Raw genomic sequence first — 19,686 nt, 5'->3', positions numbered from 1 at the left:
AGCAGCGCAACACTGCGTGTTGCGCTGCGTCCGGGGCACGAGACCCTAACCGCGCAGCCTCGCGCGGTCTGCCCGGGCGCATTCGGCGACGAAGTCTACCACGGCGCGCACCGCCGGAAGCTCGACGAGGTCGGGATGGGCCAGCAGCCATAGATCCGCGACGCTGGCGAGCTTCTGGGGGGCGACGCGCATGAGATCGGAATAGGCTTCGGCGACGAAGCACGAGAGCGCGGAGATTCCGATTCCGGCGCGGACCGCCGCCAGCATGTCTCCCTGGGACGAGCAGCGCATCACCACCCTCGCCTGCCGCGTGATGACGTCGCTCCAGCGCGCGAGCTGCGCATTGGACGTCTGGTCGGCGAAGCCGATGACGCTGTGCTCCTTCCACTCGCCGCGCCGTTCGGGCAAGGACCGCCCGGCGGCATAATCGCGCGAGGCATAAAATCCCGTGCCGAGACGGCCGATCTTGCGGCCGACCAGGTTCTCCTCGCCGCTGTCGAAGGGCCGCAGCACCACGTCTGCCTCGCGACGGCGCACGCTCGCCGGAAACGGATGCGTGATGATCTCGAGCTGAATATGATCGTGTGCACGCAGGAAGGCGGGCAGGCGCGGCATCAGCCAATGCGAGGCCAACGTCGCGCCGATCGACAGCTTGACGATGCCGCGCGCCTTCTGTCCCTTCGCCGCCACCGCGGTCTCGGCCCGTAGCGCCGCCGCCGCCATGGCCTCGGCGTGCTCGCGCAAGGTCCGTCCATCCGCGGTCAGCGCCAGGCCGTCGGCGGCGCGCGCCACCAATCTTGTGCCGAGCTGGGCTTCCAGCGCCGCGATCTTGCGGCTGACGGTGGGATGGCTGGTGTGCAGGCGGCGGGCGGCGGCGGTGAAGCTGCCGGTATCGGCGACCGCGACGAAGGTCTTGCAAAGGTCCCAATCCATCGGCAGCCCTGTTCATACCTGAATGATCGTCCGTTCATTATTGAACGGCCGGACCGCGCCGTCCAACCTTATAATGGGGATCAAATCCGCGGCCCGGGCGGCCCAATACGCCCGCGCGACAATCAATACGGAAACGCCTCGTCATCCGCCCGCCGGCGGGGCTGCGTTTCGGGAGGACATGATGGCACTGCCCACTCTCTTGAAGGATTCGCTCGAGCTGCCCGTGGTCGGCTCGCCGCTGTTCATCGTCTCCGGCCCGGAACTGGTGATCGCTCAGTGCAAGGCGGGCGTCGTCGGCTCCTTTCCCGCGCTCAATGCCCGCCCGGTCGAGAAGCTCGGCGAATGGCTGAGCCGGATCGAAGACGAGCTCGGCGAGTACAAATCGCGCAATCCCGGCAAGAAGGTCGCGCCCTACGCCGTCAACCAGATCTGCCATGCCTCCAACGACCGGCTGATGAAGGACATGGAGACCTGCGTCAAGCACAAGGCGCCGATCATCATCACCTCGCTGCGGCCGCCGGCGGAGATCGTCGAGGCCGCGCATTCCTATGGCGGGCTGGTGTTCCACGACGTCATCAACGTCAAGCACGCGCGCAAAGCGGCCGAGCAGGGTGTCGACGGCCTGATCCTGGTCTGCGCCGGTGCAGGCGGACACGCCGGCACGCTGTCGCCCTTTGCGCTGGTGCGCGAGGTCAAGCAATGGTTTGACGGCGCCGTCCTGCTGTCGGGCGCGATCAGCGACGGCTATGGCATCGCCTCGGCGCTGACGCTGGGCGCCGACCTCGCCTATATGGGCACGCGCTTCATCGCGACGCAGGAGGCCAACGCCGACGAGGCCTACAAGTCGGCGCTGACGCAGCACTCCGCGCACGACATCGTCTACACCAACCTGTTCACCGGCGTGCACGGCAATTATCTCGGCCCGTCGATCGCTGCCGCCGGCCTCGATCCGGACAACCTCCCCGCCGCCGACAAATCGAAGATGAATTTCGGCTCCGGCGGCAACATGAAATCCAAGGCGTGGCGCGACATCTGGGGATCGGGCCAGGGCATCGGCCAGATCACCGATGCCCCGCCCGTCGCGGAGCTCGTCGACCGCATGAAGGGTGAATTCGATCAGGCGAGGCAGGATTTCCTGATGCGCGCCAGTGCCTAACGACTCGGACCGAAAACAACAACGGGAGGACACCATGAAGCTGGCAGCCGCACTGATCGGCCTGTCGTTGCTGACGCTCGCAACCGGCAGCGCCCATGCCGAAGGCTCCGACGAGATCCGGATCGGGCAGACCCTGCCCTATAGCGGCCCGGCCTCCGGCTTCGGCGCGATCGGCCGGACGCAGGAGGCGTTCTTCGAGAAGATCAATGCCGAGGGCGGCATCAACGGCCGCAAGGTCAAGTTCATCACGCTGGACGATGCCTACTCGCCGCCGAAGACGGTCGAGCAGACCCGCAAGCTGGTGGAGCAGGACGAAGTGCTGATGCTGTTCGGCTCGCTCGGCACCGCCACCAACAGCGCCGTGCATCGCTACCTCAACGGCAAGAAGGTGCCGCAGCTGTTTGTGCTTTCCGGCGCGACCAAATGGGCCGATCCGCAGAAATATCCATGGACCATGCCCGGCATGGCCGCCTATGAATCCGAAGGCGTCGTCTATGCCAAGCATGTGCTGCGCACCAAGCCGGGCGCCAAGATCGCCATCCTCTCCCAGAACGACGATTTCGGTCGCGACTACGTCGCCGGCTTCAAGCGCGCGCTCGGCAACAAGGCTGCCGGCATGATCGTTGCGGAAGCGACCTACGAGACCAGCGCACCGACGATCAGCTCGCAGCTCTCCACCCTGAAGGCGTCAGGGGCCGACGTGCTGTTCGGCGTCGTGCTCGGCAAGTTCACCTCGCAGATCATCCGTCGCCGAGATCGGCTGGAAGCCCGAGCTGTTCTTCGTGCCGACCTCGGCCTCGTCGATCTCGTTCCTGGAGCCGGCGGGGCTCGACAATGCCATCGGCCTGATCTCGTCGAACAACAAGGACACGATGGACCCGCAATGGGCCAGCGATCCCGGCGTGAGGGAGTACTTCGCCTTCATGAAGCAATACATGCCGAACGCGGACCTCTCCAACTCGAACTACGGGGCCGGCTACCACTACGCGACGCTGCTCATGACCGTGCTGAAGGCGTGCAAGGATGATTTCAGCCGCGAGAACATCATGCGCCAGGCCGCCTCGCTGAAGGAGGTGAAGCTCCCGCTGCTGTTGCCCGGCATCAGTGTGAGCACCGGCCCCGACGACTATCTGCCGTTCCAGCAGCTTCAGCTACGGCGGTTCAACGGCAAGAGCTGGGTCGGCTTCGGCGACGTGCTGGACGATCGCTGACTCGAGCGGAACAGGACAGACCATGATCATCAGCGGCGAACGCCGGATCGGCTATGACGAGATCCAGGCGCGCATCAGACGCGCGGCGAGTGGCCTTCGTACCCTCGGGCTTGCCGAAGGCGCCCCGGTCGCCATGATGCTTCGCAACGACTTCGCCCTGTTCGAGATGGTCGCGGCCTCGGCGGCACTGGGCAGCCCGGTGGTGCCGATCAACTGGCACCTCAAGGCCGAGGAGGTCCGCTACATCCTGACCGACAGCGGCGCCAAAATCCTGATCTGCCACACCGACTTGCTGCCGCAAATTCGCGGCGGCATTCCGGAGGATGTCCGCCTGCTCGTGGTCGCGACACCGCCCGAGCTGGCGACCACCTTCGCCATTCCCCATGAGCTGACCGAGGTCCCGGCGGAGCTCACCGATTGGGACCGCTGGCGCGACGGCCATCCGGAAATGCAGGAGCCGCCGCGCCGGGCCGCAGCGATGATCTACACCTCGGGGACGACGGGCACGCCGAAAGGCGTGCGGCGCATGCCGATGCAGCCCGAACAGGCGGCGGCCTCCGAACGCGTCGGCGCGATCGCCTACGGCATCAAGCCGCGCGAGGACCAGGTCGTGCTGATCAACGGGCCGATGTATCATTCGGCGCCGCATTCCTACGGCATGATGGCTTTCCGCAACGGCTGCACCATCGTCCTCCAGGCGCGGTTCGACGCCGAGGAGCTGCTGGCGCTGATCGAACGCCACCGTGTGACGCACATCCACATGGTGCCGACCATGTTCGTGCGCTTGCTCCGCCTGCCCGAGGCCGTCAGGCAGCGTTACGACCTGTCGTCCCTGCGCTTCGTCGTGCACGGCGCGGCGCCCTGCCCGCCCGAGGTGAAGCGGGCGATGATCGATTGGTGGGGACCGGTCATCAACGAATATTTCGGCTCGACCGAGACCGGCATCCCGGTGTGGCACTCGGCCGAGGAGGCCCTGAAGAAGCCCGGCACGGTCGGCCGCGCCATCGAAGGCGGCATCGTCAGGATATTCCGCGAGGACGGCAGCCTCTGCGGCGCCAATGAGATCGGCGAGATCTACATGCGCCAGAGCGCGGTGCCCGATTTCGACTATCACGGCAAGGCGCAGGCGCGCGCCGAGGCCGGGCGCGACGGTCTCGTCAGCGTTGGCGATGTCGGCTATCTCGACGAGGACGGCTATCTGTTCCTGTGCGACCGCAAGCGCGACATGGTGATCTCGGGCGGCGTCAACATCTATCCTGCCGAGATCGAGAACGTGCTGATCGGAATGCGTGGGGTGCGCGACTGCGCCGTGTTCGGCATTCCGGACGACGAATTCGGCGAGCGCTTGTGCGCCTGCGTCGAGCCGGAGCCGGGTGCGCAGCTCTCCGCCACCGCAGTGCAGGCTTTCCTGCGCGAGCGGCTGGCCAACTTCAAGGTGCCGAAGGAAGTCCAGTTCCTGGCTGCGCTGCCCCGCGAGGCAACCGGGAAGATCTTCAAGCGCAAGCTGCGCGATCCCTATTGGGCTAACCACAGGCCGGCTGGCGCTTAAATCGTTCCCCGGCCGCGTCCACGCGCTTGGAATTCCGGGCCATATTCCGTCCGGGCAGGGCCGCATGCCGGCCTCGCTCGGGTTCGCCGCTTTTGGCGGGCGGCGAAACCGTATAGCGTTCGACCCCAGAGGAAACGCCGCGAAGACGGCCATGAGGTCGCGCATGCTGGACCGGACGCAGGATATTTCGATCGCCGCACAGGCCTGGCTCGACGACTTCGAGCGCAACTTAAGCAGACCTGATCCCGCCACGATGGACCCGCTCTTTCTCGCCGACGGATTCTGGCGCGACGTGCTGGCGCTGAGCTGGAACCTGCAGACAATCGCGGGCCGCGATGCGATCACGCAGGAGCTGGCGGCGCGCGCGCCCAAGGCGACGCCGACCCATTTCGAGATCGCATCGAACCGGGCGCCGCCGCGCTGGGTGATGCGGGCCGGCACCAACTGCATCGAAGCAATCTTCAACTTCGAGACCGCGATCGGCCGCGGCAGCGGCATCATCAGGCTCGTGCCTGATCCTGCGGACGGAGACCGCCTGAAGGCATGGACGCTGCTGACCGCGCTCGATGAGCTCAAGGGCTTCGAGGAGCAGCTCGGCGCCTCGCGGCCCCGCGGCCAGGCCTATTCGCGCGACTTTCGCGGGCCGAACTGGCTCGACCTGCGCAATGCCTCGCGCGACTATGCCGACCGCGATCCGGCCGTGCTGGTGGTCGGCGGCGGCCAGGCCGGGCTCGCGATCGCGGCGCGACTGAAGCAGTTGAAGGTCGACACGCTGATCGTCGATCGCGAGGCGCGGATCGGCGACAATTGGCGCAAGCGCTACCACGCGCTGACGCTGCATAATCAGGTGCAGGTCAATCACCTGCCCTACATGCCCTTCCCGCCGAGCTGGCCGACCTATATCCCCAAGGACAAGCTCGCCAACTGGTTCGAAGCTTACGTCGATGCGATGGAGCTGAACTTCTGGACCGGCACGGAGTTCGAGGGCGGCTCCTACGACGAGGCCGACGGTCACTGGACCGTCACGCTTCGCCGGGCCGACGGCAGCCGGCGCACCATGCATCCGCGCCACATGATTATGGCAACCGGCGTCAGCGGCATCGCCAACATTCCCGAGATCCCGACGCTCGCCAATTTTAGGGGCACGCTGCTGCACTCCAGCCGCTACGAAGACGGCGAGAACTGGACAGGCAAGCGTGCCATCGTCATCGGCACCGGCAACAGCGGTCACGACATCGCGCAGGATCTGTATTCCAGCGGCGCCGAGGTGACGCTGGTGCAGCGCTCGCCGACGCTGGTCACGAACATCGAGCCGTCGGCTCAGCTTGCCTATGCGACCTATAACGAAGGGACGCTCGAGGACAACGATCTGATCGCGGCCTCGATGCCGACGCCCCTTGCGAAGAAGACGCATGTGATGCTGACCGAGAAATCGAAGCAGCTCGACAAGGAGCTGCTTGACGGCCTCGCGCGCGTCGGCTTCAAGCTCGACTTCGGCGAGGCCGGCACCGGCTGGCAGTTCAAGTACCTCACCCGCGGCGGCGGCTATTATTTTAACGTCGGCTGCTCCAACCTGATCGTCGAGGGCAAGATCTGGCTCAGGCAGTTCGACGACATCGAAAGCTTCGTCACCGAAGGGGCGCGGATGAAGGACGGCTCGACCATTACGGCCGATCTCATCGTGCTCTCCACGGGATACAAGCCGCAGGAATATCTGGTGCAAAAACTGTTCGGGGATGCCGTCGCCGACCGGGTCGGCCCGATCTGGGGTTTTGGCGACGGCTTCGAGCTGCGCAACATGTATGCACGGACAAAGCAGCCCGGCCTCTGGTTCATCGCCGGCAGCCTCGCACAATGCCGCATCAACTCGAAATATCTCGCGCTCCAGATCAAGGCGATCGAGGCAGGGATTTTGGGGCGGCACGTGAGCTCGGCTTGAACGCCATCGTCATTGCGAGCGCAGCGAAGCAATCCAGACCAGATCCACGGAAAGATTTTGGATTGGTTCGCTGCGCTCGCAATGACAGCGTGGAGAGGGCGTCGCGCGACGGTCAAATTGAGGGAGATCACAATGCCAGCCATTCTCGGCAGCGACGAGCATCGCTACCGTGTCGTCGAAAAGTTCGCGAAACTTCCCGACGGCTGGCAGCTCACCGACGTCGCCTCGGTCGCGGTCGACAGCAAGGATCGCGTCTACGTCTTCAACCGCGGCGCCCATCCGATGGTGGTGCTGGACCGCGACGGCAATTTCCTGCGCAGTTTTGGCGAAGGACTGTTCTCCCGTGCGCATGGCCTGCACATCGATGCCGACGACAATCTCTATTGCACCGATGACGGCGACCACACCGTGCGGAAATGCACCACCGACGGCAAGGTGCTGCTCACGATCGGCATCCCGGCAAAGCCGGCGCCGTTCATGAGCGGCGAGCCGTTCCACCGCTGCACCCACACCGCGCTGTCGCCGAAGGGCGAGATCTACGTCTCCGACGGCTATGGCAATGCGCGCGTGCACAAGTTCACCCCCGACGGCAAGCTGATCAAAAGCTGGGGCGAGCCGGGCACCGATCCCGGCCAGTTCAACATCGTGCACAATATCGCGACCGATGCCGACGGCTGGGTCTATGTCGCCGACCGCGAGAACCATCGCGTGCAGGTGTTCAACGGCGAGGGCAAGTACGAGACGCAATGGAACAATCTGCATCGGCCCTGCGCGCTGTGCTGCTGCGGCGGGGCCAAGAGGCCGACCTTCGTCATCGGCGAGCTCGGCCCTGGCCTTGCCATCAACCGCAATGTGCCCAATCTCGGCCCCCGGCTGTCGATCGTCGATGCGCAGGGCAAACGCATCGCACGGCTTGGCGGCGAGGAGGGCCCGGGCGTTGCCAGCGGCAAATTCCTCGCGCCGCATGGCATCGCGCTGGATTCGAAAGGCGACATCTATGTCGGCGAGGTCGGCGTCACCAACTGGGAGACCAGCTTTCCGGACGAGGAGATGCCGACCGCGGTGCGCACGACGCGGTGCCTGCAGAAGCTGGAGCGGGTACGGGAGTAGCTGTCGCGGAAGGGTGATCACGACGCCGGACGGGCGGTTCCGTACGCCCCCGGGATCGCGGCCTTTTGAGCATTCTTGCCACCCCGCCGCCGCATTGCTTGCGCTTGAATAAGTCGCTCAACGGGCTTCACAATCCCGTCACGCTGCATGTAGTATGTCAGTACATGCTGCTTCGCAGCGTATATTGGAGGCCGGGAGCGTTACTTGAACGCACATGTCTCGCAAGGCAGTTGGCCGGTGTTGGTGCTGAATGCGGACTTCCGGCCGCTGAGTTACTACCCACTGTCGTTGTGGTCGTGGCAGGACGCGATCAAGGCGGTGTTCCTCGACCGCGTCAATATCGTCGCTCATTACGATCAGGCGGTCCACAGTCCCACCCTGCAGATGCAGCTGCCGAGCGTCGTCTCGCTCAAATCCTTCGTCAAGCCGACCACCCACCCCGCCTTCACCCGGTTCAACGTCTTTCTGCGCGATCGTTTCGCCTGCCAATATTGCGGCTCGCCCGAAGACCTCACCTTCGATCACATCATTCCGCGCAGCAAAGGCGGCCAGACCACCTGGGAGAACGTGGTCGCGGCGTGCTCGCCGTGTAACCTGCGCAAGGGCAACCTCACCCCGGCGCAGGCAAGGATGTTTCCGCGCCAGAACGCGTTCGCGCCCACCGTGCACCAGTTGCACCGCAACGGCCGTCTCTTCCCGCCGAACTACCTGCACGACAGCTGGCTCGACTATCTGTATTGGGATACGGAGCTGGATCCGTAGGGGCGAGCCTCCGTGTGTGATGCACCTCATAAGAGCGTCAAAACACACATAAGTGCGTCACGTTTTGCGGCGTAATCCGGCCAAAACGACACCGTCGGACCGACAGAAATCGCTGAACGGCCTGTTCTGCCGATTTCGTTGGGTCGGTCTTGGTTAATCCATCGTTGATATCAATGCGACGCCAGTACCACAGCGGTCGCAAGCTGCCAGCAGTTTGCGAACGCAGCAGCTATTATGCCGACACTCTTAGAGCGAGCGAGTCGATAGCGGTCTAAGGGTGAGTCGGTTGGTTTAATCCGTTTTTTGCTACCGAGCGTTGCGACGCGGTGAAAATTACTTTCTATTGGCGCCCCTGACGGCGACCGATTCGATGGCTTTGTTCCACATCTCGAACTGACCGCCAGTTGGCTGAGATGTCGGCAGCCTAGCGGCTTTCGGCGCCGCCAATCAATTTTCGGAGTAAAACCGTGGCCCTCGACTACAAGAAGATCAAATCCGGCCTCCCATCGACGAAGCCAACCGACCCCCGCAAGATCTTCACGACGCTCAAGCGCGACACGACCAAGTTCAAGCGACCGTCGGACGAGCAGGGCGACGTGTTCGACGCTTGGTATGGCAAGAGGACGCGGGGCGACAACACCCTGAAAATGAACACCGGCTCCGGCAAGACCGTGGTCGGCTTGCTGTGCCTGCAGAGCAGCCTGAACGAAGGCGTCGGGCCCGCGGTGTACGTCACGCCCGACAACTATCTCCTTCGCCAGGTCATCGCCGAAGCCGGGTCCTTGGGCGTAGCGGTGACGGAAGACGAGGGAGACGCGGCCTTCCTCTCGGGGAACGCGATCCTCGTCATCAACATCTGGAAGCTCGTCAATGGCAAATCCGTCTTCGGCGTCGGGCGCGGCGGCACCAAGATCGAGATCGGAAGCCTCGTCATCGACGACGCGCACGCCTGCCTCGCGACCGTCGCCGACCAGTTCAAGATACGGCTACCCGCTTCGCATCCCGCTTACGACGCCTTGCTGGAGCTGTTCAAGCCGGATCTCGAGAACCAGTCGGCGTCGGCCTATCTCGACGTCGCCGACCACGATCCGCAGATCGCCATGGCGGTGCCGTTCTGGGCCTGGAAGAACAAGCAAAGCGAAGTCCTTCGAATCCTGCATCCTCACCGCGGCGACGAGACGCTGAAGTGGCCGTGGCGCCTCGTCGAGGACGTCCTCGAACTCTGCCAGTGCGCGTTCGGAGGCGGCAACGTCGAGATCGCGCCGCGCTTCATCCCGATCGACAACATCCCCGCGTTCACCGGCGCGAAGCGGCGCATCTACATGACCGCGACGCTGGCGGACGACGGCGTGCTGGTGAGCCACTTCCAGGCCGACGCCGCGGAGGTCGCCGATCCCATTCGGCCCAAGGGCGGCGGCGACATCGGCGACCGCATGATCCTCGCGCCGCAGGAGATCAACCCCGACATCACGATCGACGAGATCAAGGCGCTCGTCGCGGCCAAGGCCAAGATCATCAACGTCGCGGTCATCGTGCCGTCGAAGAAGAGGGCGGAGTTCTGGTCCGACATCGCCAACCAGACTCTGACAGCCGAAAACATCGAGGAGGGCACCGACAAACTCCGCAAGGGGCACGTCGGCCTGACGGTGTTCGTCGGCAAGTACGACGGCGTCGATCTGCCTGCAAAGGCCTGCGAACTCCTGGTGATCGACGGTCTGCCCGAACTCTACGGCCTGCTGGAGAGGATCGAGCAGGAAGCGCTGGACGGCACACGCCGCCAATTGGTCCGCCAGGTGCAACGGATCGAGCAGGGCATGGGGCGCGGCGTGCGTTCCAGCCAGGATCACTGCGTCGTTCTCCTCGTCGGCGCCAAGTTGACCCAGCGCCTGCATCGTCCGGATGCCCGGGCGCTGTTCTCGTCCGCGACGCGCGCGCAGCTCGATCTCGGGCGCGAGGTCACCGCGCAATTGAAAGGCAAGCCACTGTCCGAGATCGAGACGGTGATGGAACTCTGCCTGACGGGCGACGACGAATGGCTCGATGCCAGCCGATCGGCCGTCGTCAACGCGGATGCGGGCGATGCGAGCCACGTCGACGAGACCGTGGTCGCGCTGCGCAAGGCCTTCGATTTCGCGCGCTCGAAGCGGTTCGACCTCGCGGAGCAGACGGTCCAGGAGGCCGTCAGGAAGGTGACAGAGAAGAAGGCGCTCGGCTACCTGAAGCAGCAGCTCGCCGAGTACGTACATCACACCGACCAGATGAGGGCGCAAGAAATCCAACTTGCGGCGGTTCAGGCGAATCCTGCGTTGGTCCGCCCCATCAGCGGCATCGTCTACAGCAAGCTCAGCGTTCCCAAGGACAGCCAGGCCGCGATGGCCGTGACCTTCATGAAGCGGTTCCTCGAGGCCAACGACCTGATCATGTGGGTCAATGCGCTGATCGAATCCTTGGCGTGGGGTGAGGAAAACAGCAAGAAGTTCGAGTCCGCGATGCTCGATCTCGGTCTCTTCCTGGGCTTCGGATCCCAGCGGCCCGAACAGGACACAGGTCGCGGGCCCGATAATCTCTGGGCTCTGGGCGCTCTGCAGTACCTTGTGATCGAGTGCAAGAGCGGGGCCGTCAAGGCGACCGCGATCAACAAGCACGACTGCAATCAGCTCAACGGCTCCATGACGTGGTTCGCCGACAAGTACGACAAGAGCACCAGCGCGACGCCGGTCATGGTGCATCCAAAGATCACGCCCGAACACGCCGCGACTTTGCATGCTGATGCGAGGATCGTCACGGTGGAATGCCTAACGCGTCTGGTTGAAGCGGTGAGGAAGTATTCGGTGGCCATCAGTCAAAAGAACGGCTACGCGGACGCAAAGGTGGTGGCCACTCAGTTGAATCATTTTGGCCTGACGCAGAACGATTTCGTCACGAAGTTTACCGTCCGCTCGAAGAAATCCTGAGCGCATCGCAGGGATCGAATGAACGCGAAGCTGGGCGAGAAGAAGCGAAGGCAGCTCGATCTGCTCGATCGGGACCCCCTGTGCATCTTCTGCGCAGGGGCCGCGCCGGCCTCGACGGGCGACCACCAACCTGCCCGTGCGTTTTTCGATGCGAAGCACGCTCCGGAGGGCTACGAATTTCCGGCCTGTGAGCCCTGCAACAAGAAGTCGAAGGACTTCGAACACGTTCTAACGACCCTCGTCAGGCTGAAAGGTGACGGTGGTCAGAACGCCCAACGGGACGTAGACTTCGCCAAATTTGCGAAGGCGATGCGCAACAATTTCCCGGGTCTACTGCGCGTGCTTCGCCCAAGCGAAAAACAAGGTTTTATCGAGTCGAGAGGCGTGTGGGTACCAGTTGGGCGCGCGTTTCCGTTGCAGCTTCCGATGGTCGCCATCGACCCGAAAATCGCCGGCGCGGCCGTGGACGCGGTCTTCAGGAAGTTGATGTGCGCGTTCCACCATAAGCATACGGGCGAGATCTTGCCGGCCGACGCTGTGATCACGGTGAAGTGGGCGACGAACGCGGCGCTGCCAGATTTCATGACTGAGGAGATGAAGGCGTTTGTCGCGGGGCTCGCGAACGAGCCCAAGCTGGTCCGCAACGCCAAAGACCTCTCCGATCAATTCGATTACCGCTATAGCTTGGCCGACGATCTCAGCGCTTCTGCCTACTTCATCAAGTTCCGGCAGTCTCTGTTCGGTGCCGGCGTTGTCCTTGCGAAGCCGGCATGATGGGGCAGTATGCCTGCGCATGAACGCAGCTTAGGCCACGGCGCGAGGGCGCCGCGTGTCCGGGCGTCGTGCTCATCAGTGGTCGCGCTCGGTACTGAGCCTGAGGTGGCCACGTCGACAGAAGCGCGTCTCCAGCAGGATCGGCCTGATTTCCGATGTCACGGAGCCGGTTTAACCGCTGTAGTCGCCCCATGCTCGCTCCCGCCGACGAGGCGGGATTGGCAGGAGAACCGACAAGTCTCAAACGGCGGTCGCGTCAGAACTGACTTTCTGCGCGGGCGCCTGCATCCCGGGCAGCTTCGGATCAAGTTCTTCCTGCTCAAGAGTTTTCGCCCCCTCGCCAGCCAGATAGGCGGCCAGCATTGCGATGCCGGATTCGGGCGGGCACCGCGCGGGAGAAGCCTTCAACGAGGGGGCGTCGCCGAAGGCTTCCGCGATCTCGGGGGTCATCAGGTGCGGTCTGATGCTGCGCCCGACCGCCTGCTCGACGGTCCGGAATATCCAGGTTCCGTCCGGATCGATGTCCGACCAGTGGAAGATCGGCGTGTCGTTCGGTATTGCCTCCGCGAGAACGCGCAACGCCTGCTGCGTCGCCAGCGACGGATACCCCCCGACGTAGACGGTCGCGCCCAGGCGCGCGGGGTCGGCCTCGATGATGTGCCTGCTGAAGCTCGCGAAGTTTTCGATCGTGAGCAAGTAGGCGGGTGGATCCCGGAATCGAATGCGATTCGCCTCGTTCGGCGCCACTCCCAGATAGAGTGGCGAAGCCGCCGAGAGGTCGGCGCCGGCGAGATCGACCCGTCCCGCGATCAGAAGGGGCGGAGCGAACCGCTCCAGACCGATCGCCCGCAGCGCGGCCCGCGGTCTGGCCTCTGGCGGAAGCTCGATGATGCCGCCGAGCAGACGGACGACGGCTCCTTCGAGACGTTCGAGGGTCTTGCTGTCGCCGACGATCCTTCGGGAGAAGGTCCGGTAGTCGACGTTCACGTGCTTGCCGTCGAGTATCGCCTGCGCGAGCACGAACGCGTCGCGCAGCCTGTCGGCGTCAGCCGGCGAAAATGCACTCCACGTCTTCGCCCTGGACCAGGCGGCAGCGATGGCGGACGCCTGGTCCATCAAGCGAGCATCCAGATCGAGCCCGTCGACGAGCCGCGCTGCGGCGTCTTCCGCGATCTTGGGAGCCGGCGTGCGACCGAGGTAGCGATATAGCGTTTCGGCCGATACCAGCCGGACGTGCGCGATCTCGTTGCGCTTCGGCCCGCGCCCCCGCGTCAGACTGACCGCACCGGCCTCTTCGGCGCGCGAGACTTCCTTGAGGAAGGCGTCCGCGGCCACGACCGAGGCGAAAGCGCCGTAGTCGGGGTAGCCGATCGGGCTCGCCGTGCCGGCCTCGAACCGGTCGAGCAGGTCGCCCAAAAGCTGTCTCGCGTCGGTGAAGAGCCGCGGCATGGTTACTCGGCCGCGAGCCGCACGGAGAGATCCGCGTCGGAAATAAGGTCGGGATCGATCGCCATCAGCTCGCGCTTGGCCTTTTCCTTGAGGGAGACCACGGTCGCTCTCGATTGCTCGCCGATGCGGTCGACCTCGACGATGGTGTCCATGTGCTCGAGCACCGCGACGCGCTTCTCGAAGGGTGCAGCGATGACGAATTGCAGACCGAGGTTCTTGTAGAAGCTCATCATCTGGCGTTGGTTTCGGCCGTCCATCTTGGAGAACGCCTCGTCGAACATCGCCAGAGCGAACCCGGAGGGCTTGCCGGCGCGGCGCTCGGCGCTGCCGTAGACGGCCGCCAGCGACGCGCCGATGGCGACGTAGATCGGCACCTGCTGTTCGGCTCCGGACCCCGTGCCCCTGCGCTGCTCCCACCGGGTCGAACGGCCCGTCACCACGTCCTCCATGTGGATCTCGAAGGTGTAGAAGTTGCGGTAGTCCTCGAACTCGGTGAAGTCCTTCTCCGGATCCTCGAGCAGCGCCTCGAGCGCGAGGATCGTGTCCTTGTGCGGGAAGTCTTCGGGCACGTCGCCGCGGAACAGCATATCGAGCGCTTCCGGAGATGTCTTGCCGATCTCGATGATCTTGAGGATCGGCTGGAATTCGACGACCTGGGTGCGGTGGAACGAATAGCGTTCGTTGTGAAACGGATGCAGGTGCAGGCTGCGGTTCAGCGTCTGCAGGTCCCGCTCCATCTTGCCGATGCGCGAGGTCAACGCGTTGATGAACTCGCCGCGAAGCAAGGTCGAGGCCTTCTCGGCCGCTTCGCGCGCCTGCCGTTCGTACTGCCGCAGTTCGTTGGATTCGATGTCGTTGATCAGAAGATCCATCCAGGGCTTCACCTCCCGGAGGGGTTCGCTCTCGATGCCGATCTGCGACTGCATCCCGAATTCCTCGAAATAGCCGTCGAGGAATTCGCGCACGCGGCGCTCGATCCGACTGCGCTCTGCATCCGCGGCGTCGGCGTCCTTCACCGCCTTATCGGCGACAGCGCGATGCTTCTCCGCCTCGGTCTTCTGCGTGCGGGAGTCGAGACGGGAGCGGTGGGCCGCCCGGCCCTTCGCCGCCGCGTAGAGCGCCTGATTCTTGGCGAACAACGACCAGGCGATCTTCAGATTGAGCGAGGAGCCGGGGACGTTTTCACCCTCGCCGAGCCTGTTCTTCGCCGTTCTTACTTCGCCATCGTGCTTGTTGAAGGCGGTCTGCTGGGTCTCGCGCTCGCGGATCCTCTTCTTCTTGAGATCCTGTTGCGCCACTCTCTTATCGCGAAGGCCGCCATCGCCTGCGCCATCGAGCGCCGCCAATTTGGCGTCCGCGTCGGCCTTATCGGTCTGGGCGTCGGCATAGGCGGTGGCGTGAGATTTCAGGTCCGTCGCGGCCGTCTCGCACAGCGCCTTGAGGGCCATGAAGGCATTGTCGGCGACCTGCACTTCCTTTGTCGCCTCGTTCCACAAGGTCGACAGATCGTCCGCCTGATCCTGCAGTGCGCGCAGCGCGTTCGCCTGCGCGGTCTTACCGATCTTGTGCTGCGAATGATCGATCGAGCGGTGGGTGCGCACCAGCCCGTCGTCGTAGAGGCCATCCTTCATGATCGCGCGACCGGGTCTGTTGAACTGCTCGAGCGTGTCGGCGAGCCGGACGGAGCCGTACCGGCGCATGATGAACGACAGCGCATCCGGATCGTCGGTGCGGAAGATCGAAGGGAACGTTCCTCGGTCCGGCTTGGCTCTGAATTGCTCCAGCTTGTTGAGGCTCACCAGCGACGTGCGCCGGAAGTCGCGGCGTCCCTCCTTGAAGATCGTGGTCGCAGCGCCGATGTCCGGTCGGTCGACGAACACCGCGTCGCGGTCCCGACCGAGCAGCGCTTCCGCGGCCGCCGCCCATTCGGGGTCGGCCACCTCGATCAGTTCGCACAGCACGCGCGGCGCCATTCCCTGCTGCCGAAGCCGTTGGCACAGGCGTTCGGTGTCCGGTTCGAGGTGTGCCCGCGCGCCGCCCGAGGAGTGCTGCCGGATCCGCCCCAGGAGTTCGTCGCGCTGCGTGCGCAATTGGGCGGCCTTCGCAATGATCTGCTGACGGGCTTCGTCGATCGTGTCGAGCCGATCGGCCCCGGACGCGATAAGGGCGTTCTCGGCGGCCGAAAGCTCCTCGGGAACTGAGGCGACGGCGGCACGTTCCGCCGCGGCCAGCAGCGTGTCGACGAGCGGAATGAAATCGTCGAAGCCCTGACCGCGCATGGCGCGCAGCGGCTCAAGGCGTCGGATCGTGGCGAGGCGTGCCTTGAAATCGGCCTCCGCCCGTTGCGCGGACTGGTCGGCGACCGACGCGGATTGCTGCAGCGATTTCCTGCCAGTCTTGGCGTCGTGCTCGGCGATGGCTTCGGTGAGCCGCTCGATCTCGCGATCGATCGCCTTCATGTCCTCGTCGAGGAACTTGAGTTCACCGGCGGCGGCGTCGCGCTGCGCGGTTGCAAGCTGGAGTTTGGTCCTGAAGTCGCGGTTGGTCGCCCGGGCTGCGAGCCATTCGGCGCGCTTGGCGATCCATTGCTCGCGGTATTTGGTCTCGAGTGCCTCTTCCAGCGTCGCGAGGATCGTCCTCAATTCCTTCAGCGCCTCCAGCTTCAGACGCATCTTGCGGATGGTCTCGCTGATGTTCCGATAGGTCTGGATCGACTCGCGCAGGTCCTTGATGCCGATCGGGCTGTCTTCGAGGATGTAGGTCCGGACGAACTGGGTTGCGGTCTGGTTGTGATCCAGCGTCATCGCGTTGACGATGGATTTCTGCAGGGCGCTCGCGTTCTGTTCGCCGTAGGGCGCGTGCGGCAGCAGGTGCCGCATGTATTCGCGGACATAGTCTCCCGCCCGATCGCGGTGATTGACGAAGTTCTGCTCGCCGACCTTCGCCAAGATGCGTGCGCGCACGTCCTCCCACTGGGCGGGGAATTGCGAGGCGCCGCGCTTTTCGATGAAGTCCTTGGTCGTGAGGATCGCGCCCACGGCGACGAACAGGGCGAGGACCGTCTCCTTGCTGTCGGCCTTACGTGCCTCGAGCGTCATGCCGATAGTCACGGGTGGACGAAGGGCCTCGGTGTCCTCGAATCCGAGCGCGACGTAGGTGCGCGCGTCGTCTCGGCGCCGCTGATCTTCGCCCAGGGTTCCGAGACAGTAGTCGACGACGCTGCGCTTGGAGCCGCTGCGGGACTTTCCGCTGTCGCCGGCGACAGCGTTCAGGCGCAGGAAGCGGCGGTTTCCGCCGGTCAACACGACCTGGGCCATGTCGAGGATGGTTGACTTGCCGGACCGGTTCTCGCCGAGCACGCCGATGTGGCCGGCGACGGGAATGTCGGCGACGTCGAACAGGTGCCAGTTCACCATGGCGAGGTGACGCAATTCCATCATGCTTCGTCCCCTGCGGGTTGGGGCGATCGGGCCTCCTCGCTGCGGGCGTACCGCTCTAGCCGCTGGAGGGCGTCGCCACCGCTGATCAGCTTGATCATCGGCCGGATCCGGATTTCGCAGTCCTGCTGTTCGTTGTCGTAGTCGCCGATCTCGACCAGGCTGCGCTGGGCCGCCTCCTTCAGAATGTCGCGGAAGCGGTTGATGCCGATGGCGCCGCCGCCGTTGGGCTGCACCATGTCCTTGTAGCGGTCGTGCAGCGCGTTCAGCGTCGTGACGACGACAGCGCGGTCCTCGACAGCGCCGACGTTGACCTCCTCCTGCCAGTGCGCGGCGAGGACGAGCATCACGATGGTCTCGTCGAGCCGCATGCGCGGCAGGGGCACCTCCTCGTCGATCGCGAGGATTCCCGCCCATTGGGCTTCGGGATCGCGGTGGACGCGGTAGCCGCAACTGTCGAAGAATCCGTCCACCACGTCGCGGAAGCGACCGTCCATGACGATGTTATAGACCGTCCCGGTCCGCGGGTCGCCCGCGAACACGAACTGCCTGCGCAGCAGGAAATGCAGCGCCCTCCGCAGATCGGCGGCCTTGTCCGCGCCGGCGGACCGTTCGATGTTGTCGAATTCGCTAAGCATGGACTTTGTCCTTTCGCAGCGTGCCGGAGCGCTTGACCACGAAGTTCGCGCATCTGAGCCACTCGCTATCGTGCGGCGGCGTGTCCGGCGACTGCTCCAAGTCGAAACCTTTGGCGACCTGTGGCGGGACGTCGCCAGTCAGCGCGTAGCGGCGTGCGGTGTCGAACGCGAGGAAATCGTCCACCGTCTCGATCTCCATGAACCTCGCTTCCTTCGTGCCGAACGGCGGCACCTGGCCCTCAAGGAACCGCCTGACGTCCTCGGGGCGGGGAGCGATGCGCGCGATGTACTCGAGCCGCAATTGCTTGCGCAGTTCGTACAAGGGGTCTGACGGCGGCGCGGCAAGCTCTCTCGCTTCAACGGGGCGGCGCGGTTGCCGAGTCGGCGCCTGATGGTGCTCGGACCACGAAGACCGCAGTGGCTCGATACTCCATTCGACGGTGGCCCCATCGTGCCGTCGGTCCCGCAGCAGGGCGTCGAGCCGGCGCACCAGGTCACCGGCGCGGCCGACGAGTCCCTGCGTACCGCGTTCGGCGTACTTGATCGTGTTCCGGACCCGCGCCTCCAGTTGCCGCCTGAACGTCTCGATGCGGTCGAACATCTCGCCGATCTGTTCGAAGATGTTCTCGATCGCGAGCAGATCGTCGGCGGCGGCCATGCGACCATCCTCCAGGTCGGACGCCATGCTGGCCGCGGCGTATTCTTCCGCGAGGACCTGCATCGTTTCGGGCGTGTAGGAGATCTTCCGCGCCAGATCGACGATGGCGTCGCGGAAGCGGTACGGGTGATTAACCGTGAGGATCGACTCGAAATCCTTGAGGAGGAGTTGGTCGACGAATTCCTCGAAGAAGGCCTCGAGGCGATCTCCGACCGTCTTCGACTCCATGACGGTCCGCCGGATCCGCTTGAGGTCAGCGAGGATCGCGCGCAGGCTCTTAGTGAACTGGTCGGCCTGGTTGCGGGCCTCGCGCACGGCGAGGGCCGCTTCGCGCTGCATGCGGTCGGTCACTTCCGGCGTGAGCTTCTCGACGGCCTCTAGGTTGAGGCGGATCTGGACGATCAATCCCCCGAACCGCTGCGAAAGATCCTTGTTGAGGCTCGCCAGTCGCTGGATGACCAGCAACGGCCCCATCGCCATGTCGACGGTGACCCGAAGTCCGTACTCTTCCTCTTCGAGCCATCCCCATGCGACCAGTCTGGAGTAGAGTTGGCGGGCCAGGATGAGGGCCTTGTCTCCCTTGTCCGACGTCGCGGAAACGTCGGCGCGTCGGATGCGGCGACGGCCCGACGAGATCACCTCCGGCAGCGCCTCGCCAAATTCGTCGCCTTCGTTCCACAAGGACCGGTTCGCGCGCATGACGTCGTAGATGGAGTGCACCACCTGCTGCGGGGTCGGAAATGCGGGGGCGCCGGTGAAGTACCGCTCATGCAGGTCGAGCAGACACGCAGCATAGAGATGCTTGTGATCTCGCGAGAAAACCAGAAATGCGTCGTCGTGCAGATGGCGGAAAAGGGTCATGCCGAAATCGTACTCAACGCAGAAAAAGGGGGCCACTGGGCGCGGGCGGAGCCCGGCCACCAAGATCGGCTTAGTTCAGATGCAATGCAGCCGCCTTGCAACCTAGCGGACACATGTTCTCTGTATGTTCTATCACGTTACCCGTTGCCACGTCGAGGGGGGCGGGACGGCAATGACGGTGGGGTCTGTTTAAGCTGCTTCCGGGTTAGTTCGCATCCAGAGTTTGGGTCATTGCCCCCCGCTGCCTCGGATCCA

12 protein-coding genes and 1 pseudogene are annotated in these 19,686 nt (G+C 64.4%); 8 read left to right on the top strand and 5 right to left on the bottom strand.

The genetic code is table 11. From position 1 onward, the window contains the following. Positions 1-45 precede the first annotated feature (45 nt). Positions 46-933: a LysR family transcriptional regulator gene (locus tag ABIG06_RS15765; RefSeq protein ID WP_370137707.1), complete on the bottom strand. Its 888-nt coding sequence runs from the start codon at positions 931-933 to the stop codon at positions 46-48. Between the two features lie 181 nt (positions 934-1,114). Here ABIG06_RS15765 and ABIG06_RS15760 point away from each other — a divergent pair, with 181 nt between their 5' ends. The 8 genes and pseudogenes from ABIG06_RS15760 (at position 1,115) to ABIG06_RS15725 (ending at position 12,388) form a co-directional block, all read left to right on the top strand. Next, a complete protein-coding gene (locus ABIG06_RS15760) occupies positions 1,115-2,089 on the top strand; it encodes an NAD(P)H-dependent flavin oxidoreductase (RefSeq protein ID WP_370137705.1) in 975 nt (324 codons plus the stop codon). Positions 2,090-2,123: 34 nt separating this feature from the next. Then, positions 2,124-3,300: pseudogene (locus ABIG06_RS15755) on the top strand (ABC transporter substrate-binding protein). Positions 3,301-3,322: 22 nt separating this feature from the next. Further along, on the top strand, positions 3,323-4,849 hold the full coding sequence (locus ABIG06_RS15750) for an acyl-CoA synthetase (RefSeq protein WP_370137704.1): 1,527 nt from the start codon (positions 3,323-3,325) through the stop codon (positions 4,847-4,849). Between the two features lie 163 nt (positions 4,850-5,012). Then, a complete protein-coding gene (locus ABIG06_RS15745) occupies positions 5,013-6,788 on the top strand; it encodes a flavin-containing monooxygenase (RefSeq protein ID WP_370137702.1) in 1,776 nt (591 codons plus the stop codon). 132 nt (positions 6,789-6,920) lie between these two features. Next, on the top strand, positions 6,921-7,898 hold the full coding sequence (locus ABIG06_RS15740) for a peptidyl-alpha-hydroxyglycine alpha-amidating lyase family protein (RefSeq protein WP_370137700.1): 978 nt from the start codon (positions 6,921-6,923) through the stop codon (positions 7,896-7,898). Positions 7,899-8,102: 204 nt separating this feature from the next. Beyond that, positions 8,103-8,660: an HNH endonuclease gene (locus ABIG06_RS15735; protein WP_061880676.1), complete on the top strand. Its 558-nt coding sequence runs from the start codon at positions 8,103-8,105 to the stop codon at positions 8,658-8,660. 467 nt (positions 8,661-9,127) lie between these two features. Continuing rightward, the gene (locus ABIG06_RS15730; RefSeq protein WP_424578350.1) at positions 9,128-11,614 is read left to right on the top strand and encodes a helicase C-terminal domain-containing protein; all 2,487 of its coding nucleotides are present in this window, start codon (positions 9,128-9,130) and stop codon (positions 11,612-11,614) included. A gap of 18 nt (positions 11,615-11,632) precedes the next feature. Further along, positions 11,633-12,388 (top strand): hypothetical protein, encoded by a 756-nt coding sequence (locus ABIG06_RS15725; RefSeq protein ID WP_424578349.1) that lies wholly within the window; start codon positions 11,633-11,635, stop codon positions 12,386-12,388. A gap of 240 nt (positions 12,389-12,628) precedes the next feature. Here the strand turns inward: ABIG06_RS15725 and ABIG06_RS15720 are convergent, their stop codons facing one another. From ABIG06_RS15720 to ABIG06_RS15705, 4 genes are read right to left on the bottom strand one after another with little or no spacing between them, the layout of a single operon-like run. After that, on the bottom strand, positions 12,629-13,837 hold the full coding sequence (locus ABIG06_RS15720; protein WP_424578348.1) for a Wadjet anti-phage system protein JetD domain-containing protein: 1,209 nt from the start codon (positions 13,835-13,837) through the stop codon (positions 12,629-12,631). Positions 13,838-13,839: 2 nt separating this feature from the next. Next, positions 13,840-17,277 carry an SbcC/MukB-like Walker B domain-containing protein gene (locus tag ABIG06_RS15715; protein WP_424578347.1) on the bottom strand — a complete coding sequence of 1,146 codons (3,438 nt, stop codon included), beginning with the start codon at positions 17,275-17,277 and terminating at the stop codon, positions 13,840-13,842. Next, on the bottom strand, positions 17,274-17,912 hold the full coding sequence (locus ABIG06_RS15710) for a DUF4194 domain-containing protein (protein ID WP_424578346.1): 639 nt from the start codon (positions 17,910-17,912) through the stop codon (positions 17,274-17,276). The genes ABIG06_RS15715 and ABIG06_RS15710 overlap by 4 nt, the downstream gene beginning before the upstream one ends. Next, entirely contained in the window at positions 17,905-19,431 is a 1,527-nt protein-coding gene (locus ABIG06_RS15705) for a Wadjet anti-phage system protein JetA family protein (RefSeq protein WP_424578345.1), read from the bottom strand. Before ABIG06_RS15705 ends, ABIG06_RS15710 begins: the two co-directional genes overlap by 8 nt. Between the last annotated feature and the right edge of the window lie 255 nt (positions 19,432-19,686).

Origin of the sequence: Bradyrhizobium sp. USDA 326, assembly GCF_049739485.1 — a bacterium.
In the GTDB taxonomy this organism is placed as follows: domain Bacteria; phylum Pseudomonadota; class Alphaproteobacteria; order Rhizobiales; family Xanthobacteraceae; genus Bradyrhizobium.
Note: the sequence above shows the minus strand (reverse complement) of the source record. Positions and strands in the feature narration are given on the sequence as shown.

Excerpts from the sequence above, each read along its gene's own strand:
- ABIG06_RS15720 (WP_424578348.1), bottom strand. The coding sequence starts at position 13,837 with ATGCCGCGGCTCTTCACCGACGCGAGACAGCTTTTGGGCGACCTGCTC.
- ABIG06_RS15745 (WP_370137702.1), top strand. The coding sequence starts at position 5,013 with ATGCTGGACCGGACGCAGGATATTTCGATCGCCGCACAGGCCTGGCTC.
- ABIG06_RS15725 (WP_424578349.1), top strand. The coding sequence starts at position 11,633 with ATGAACGCGAAGCTGGGCGAGAAGAAGCGAAGGCAGCTCGATCTGCTC.
- ABIG06_RS15765 (WP_370137707.1), bottom strand. The coding sequence starts at position 933 with ATGGATTGGGACCTTTGCAAGACCTTCGTCGCGGTCGCCGATACCGGC.
- ABIG06_RS15705 (WP_424578345.1), bottom strand. The coding sequence starts at position 19,431 with ATGACCCTTTTCCGCCATCTGCACGACGACGCATTTCTGGTTTTCTCG.
- ABIG06_RS15740 (WP_370137700.1), top strand. The coding sequence starts at position 6,921 with ATGCCAGCCATTCTCGGCAGCGACGAGCATCGCTACCGTGTCGTCGAA.
- ABIG06_RS15760 (WP_370137705.1), top strand. The coding sequence starts at position 1,115 with ATGGCACTGCCCACTCTCTTGAAGGATTCGCTCGAGCTGCCCGTGGTC.
- ABIG06_RS15710 (WP_424578346.1), bottom strand. The coding sequence starts at position 17,912 with ATGCTTAGCGAATTCGACAACATCGAACGGTCCGCCGGCGCGGACAAG.
- ABIG06_RS15750 (WP_370137704.1), top strand. The coding sequence starts at position 3,323 with ATGATCATCAGCGGCGAACGCCGGATCGGCTATGACGAGATCCAGGCG.
- ABIG06_RS15715 (WP_424578347.1), bottom strand. The coding sequence starts at position 17,277 with ATGATGGAATTGCGTCACCTCGCCATGGTGAACTGGCACCTGTTCGAC.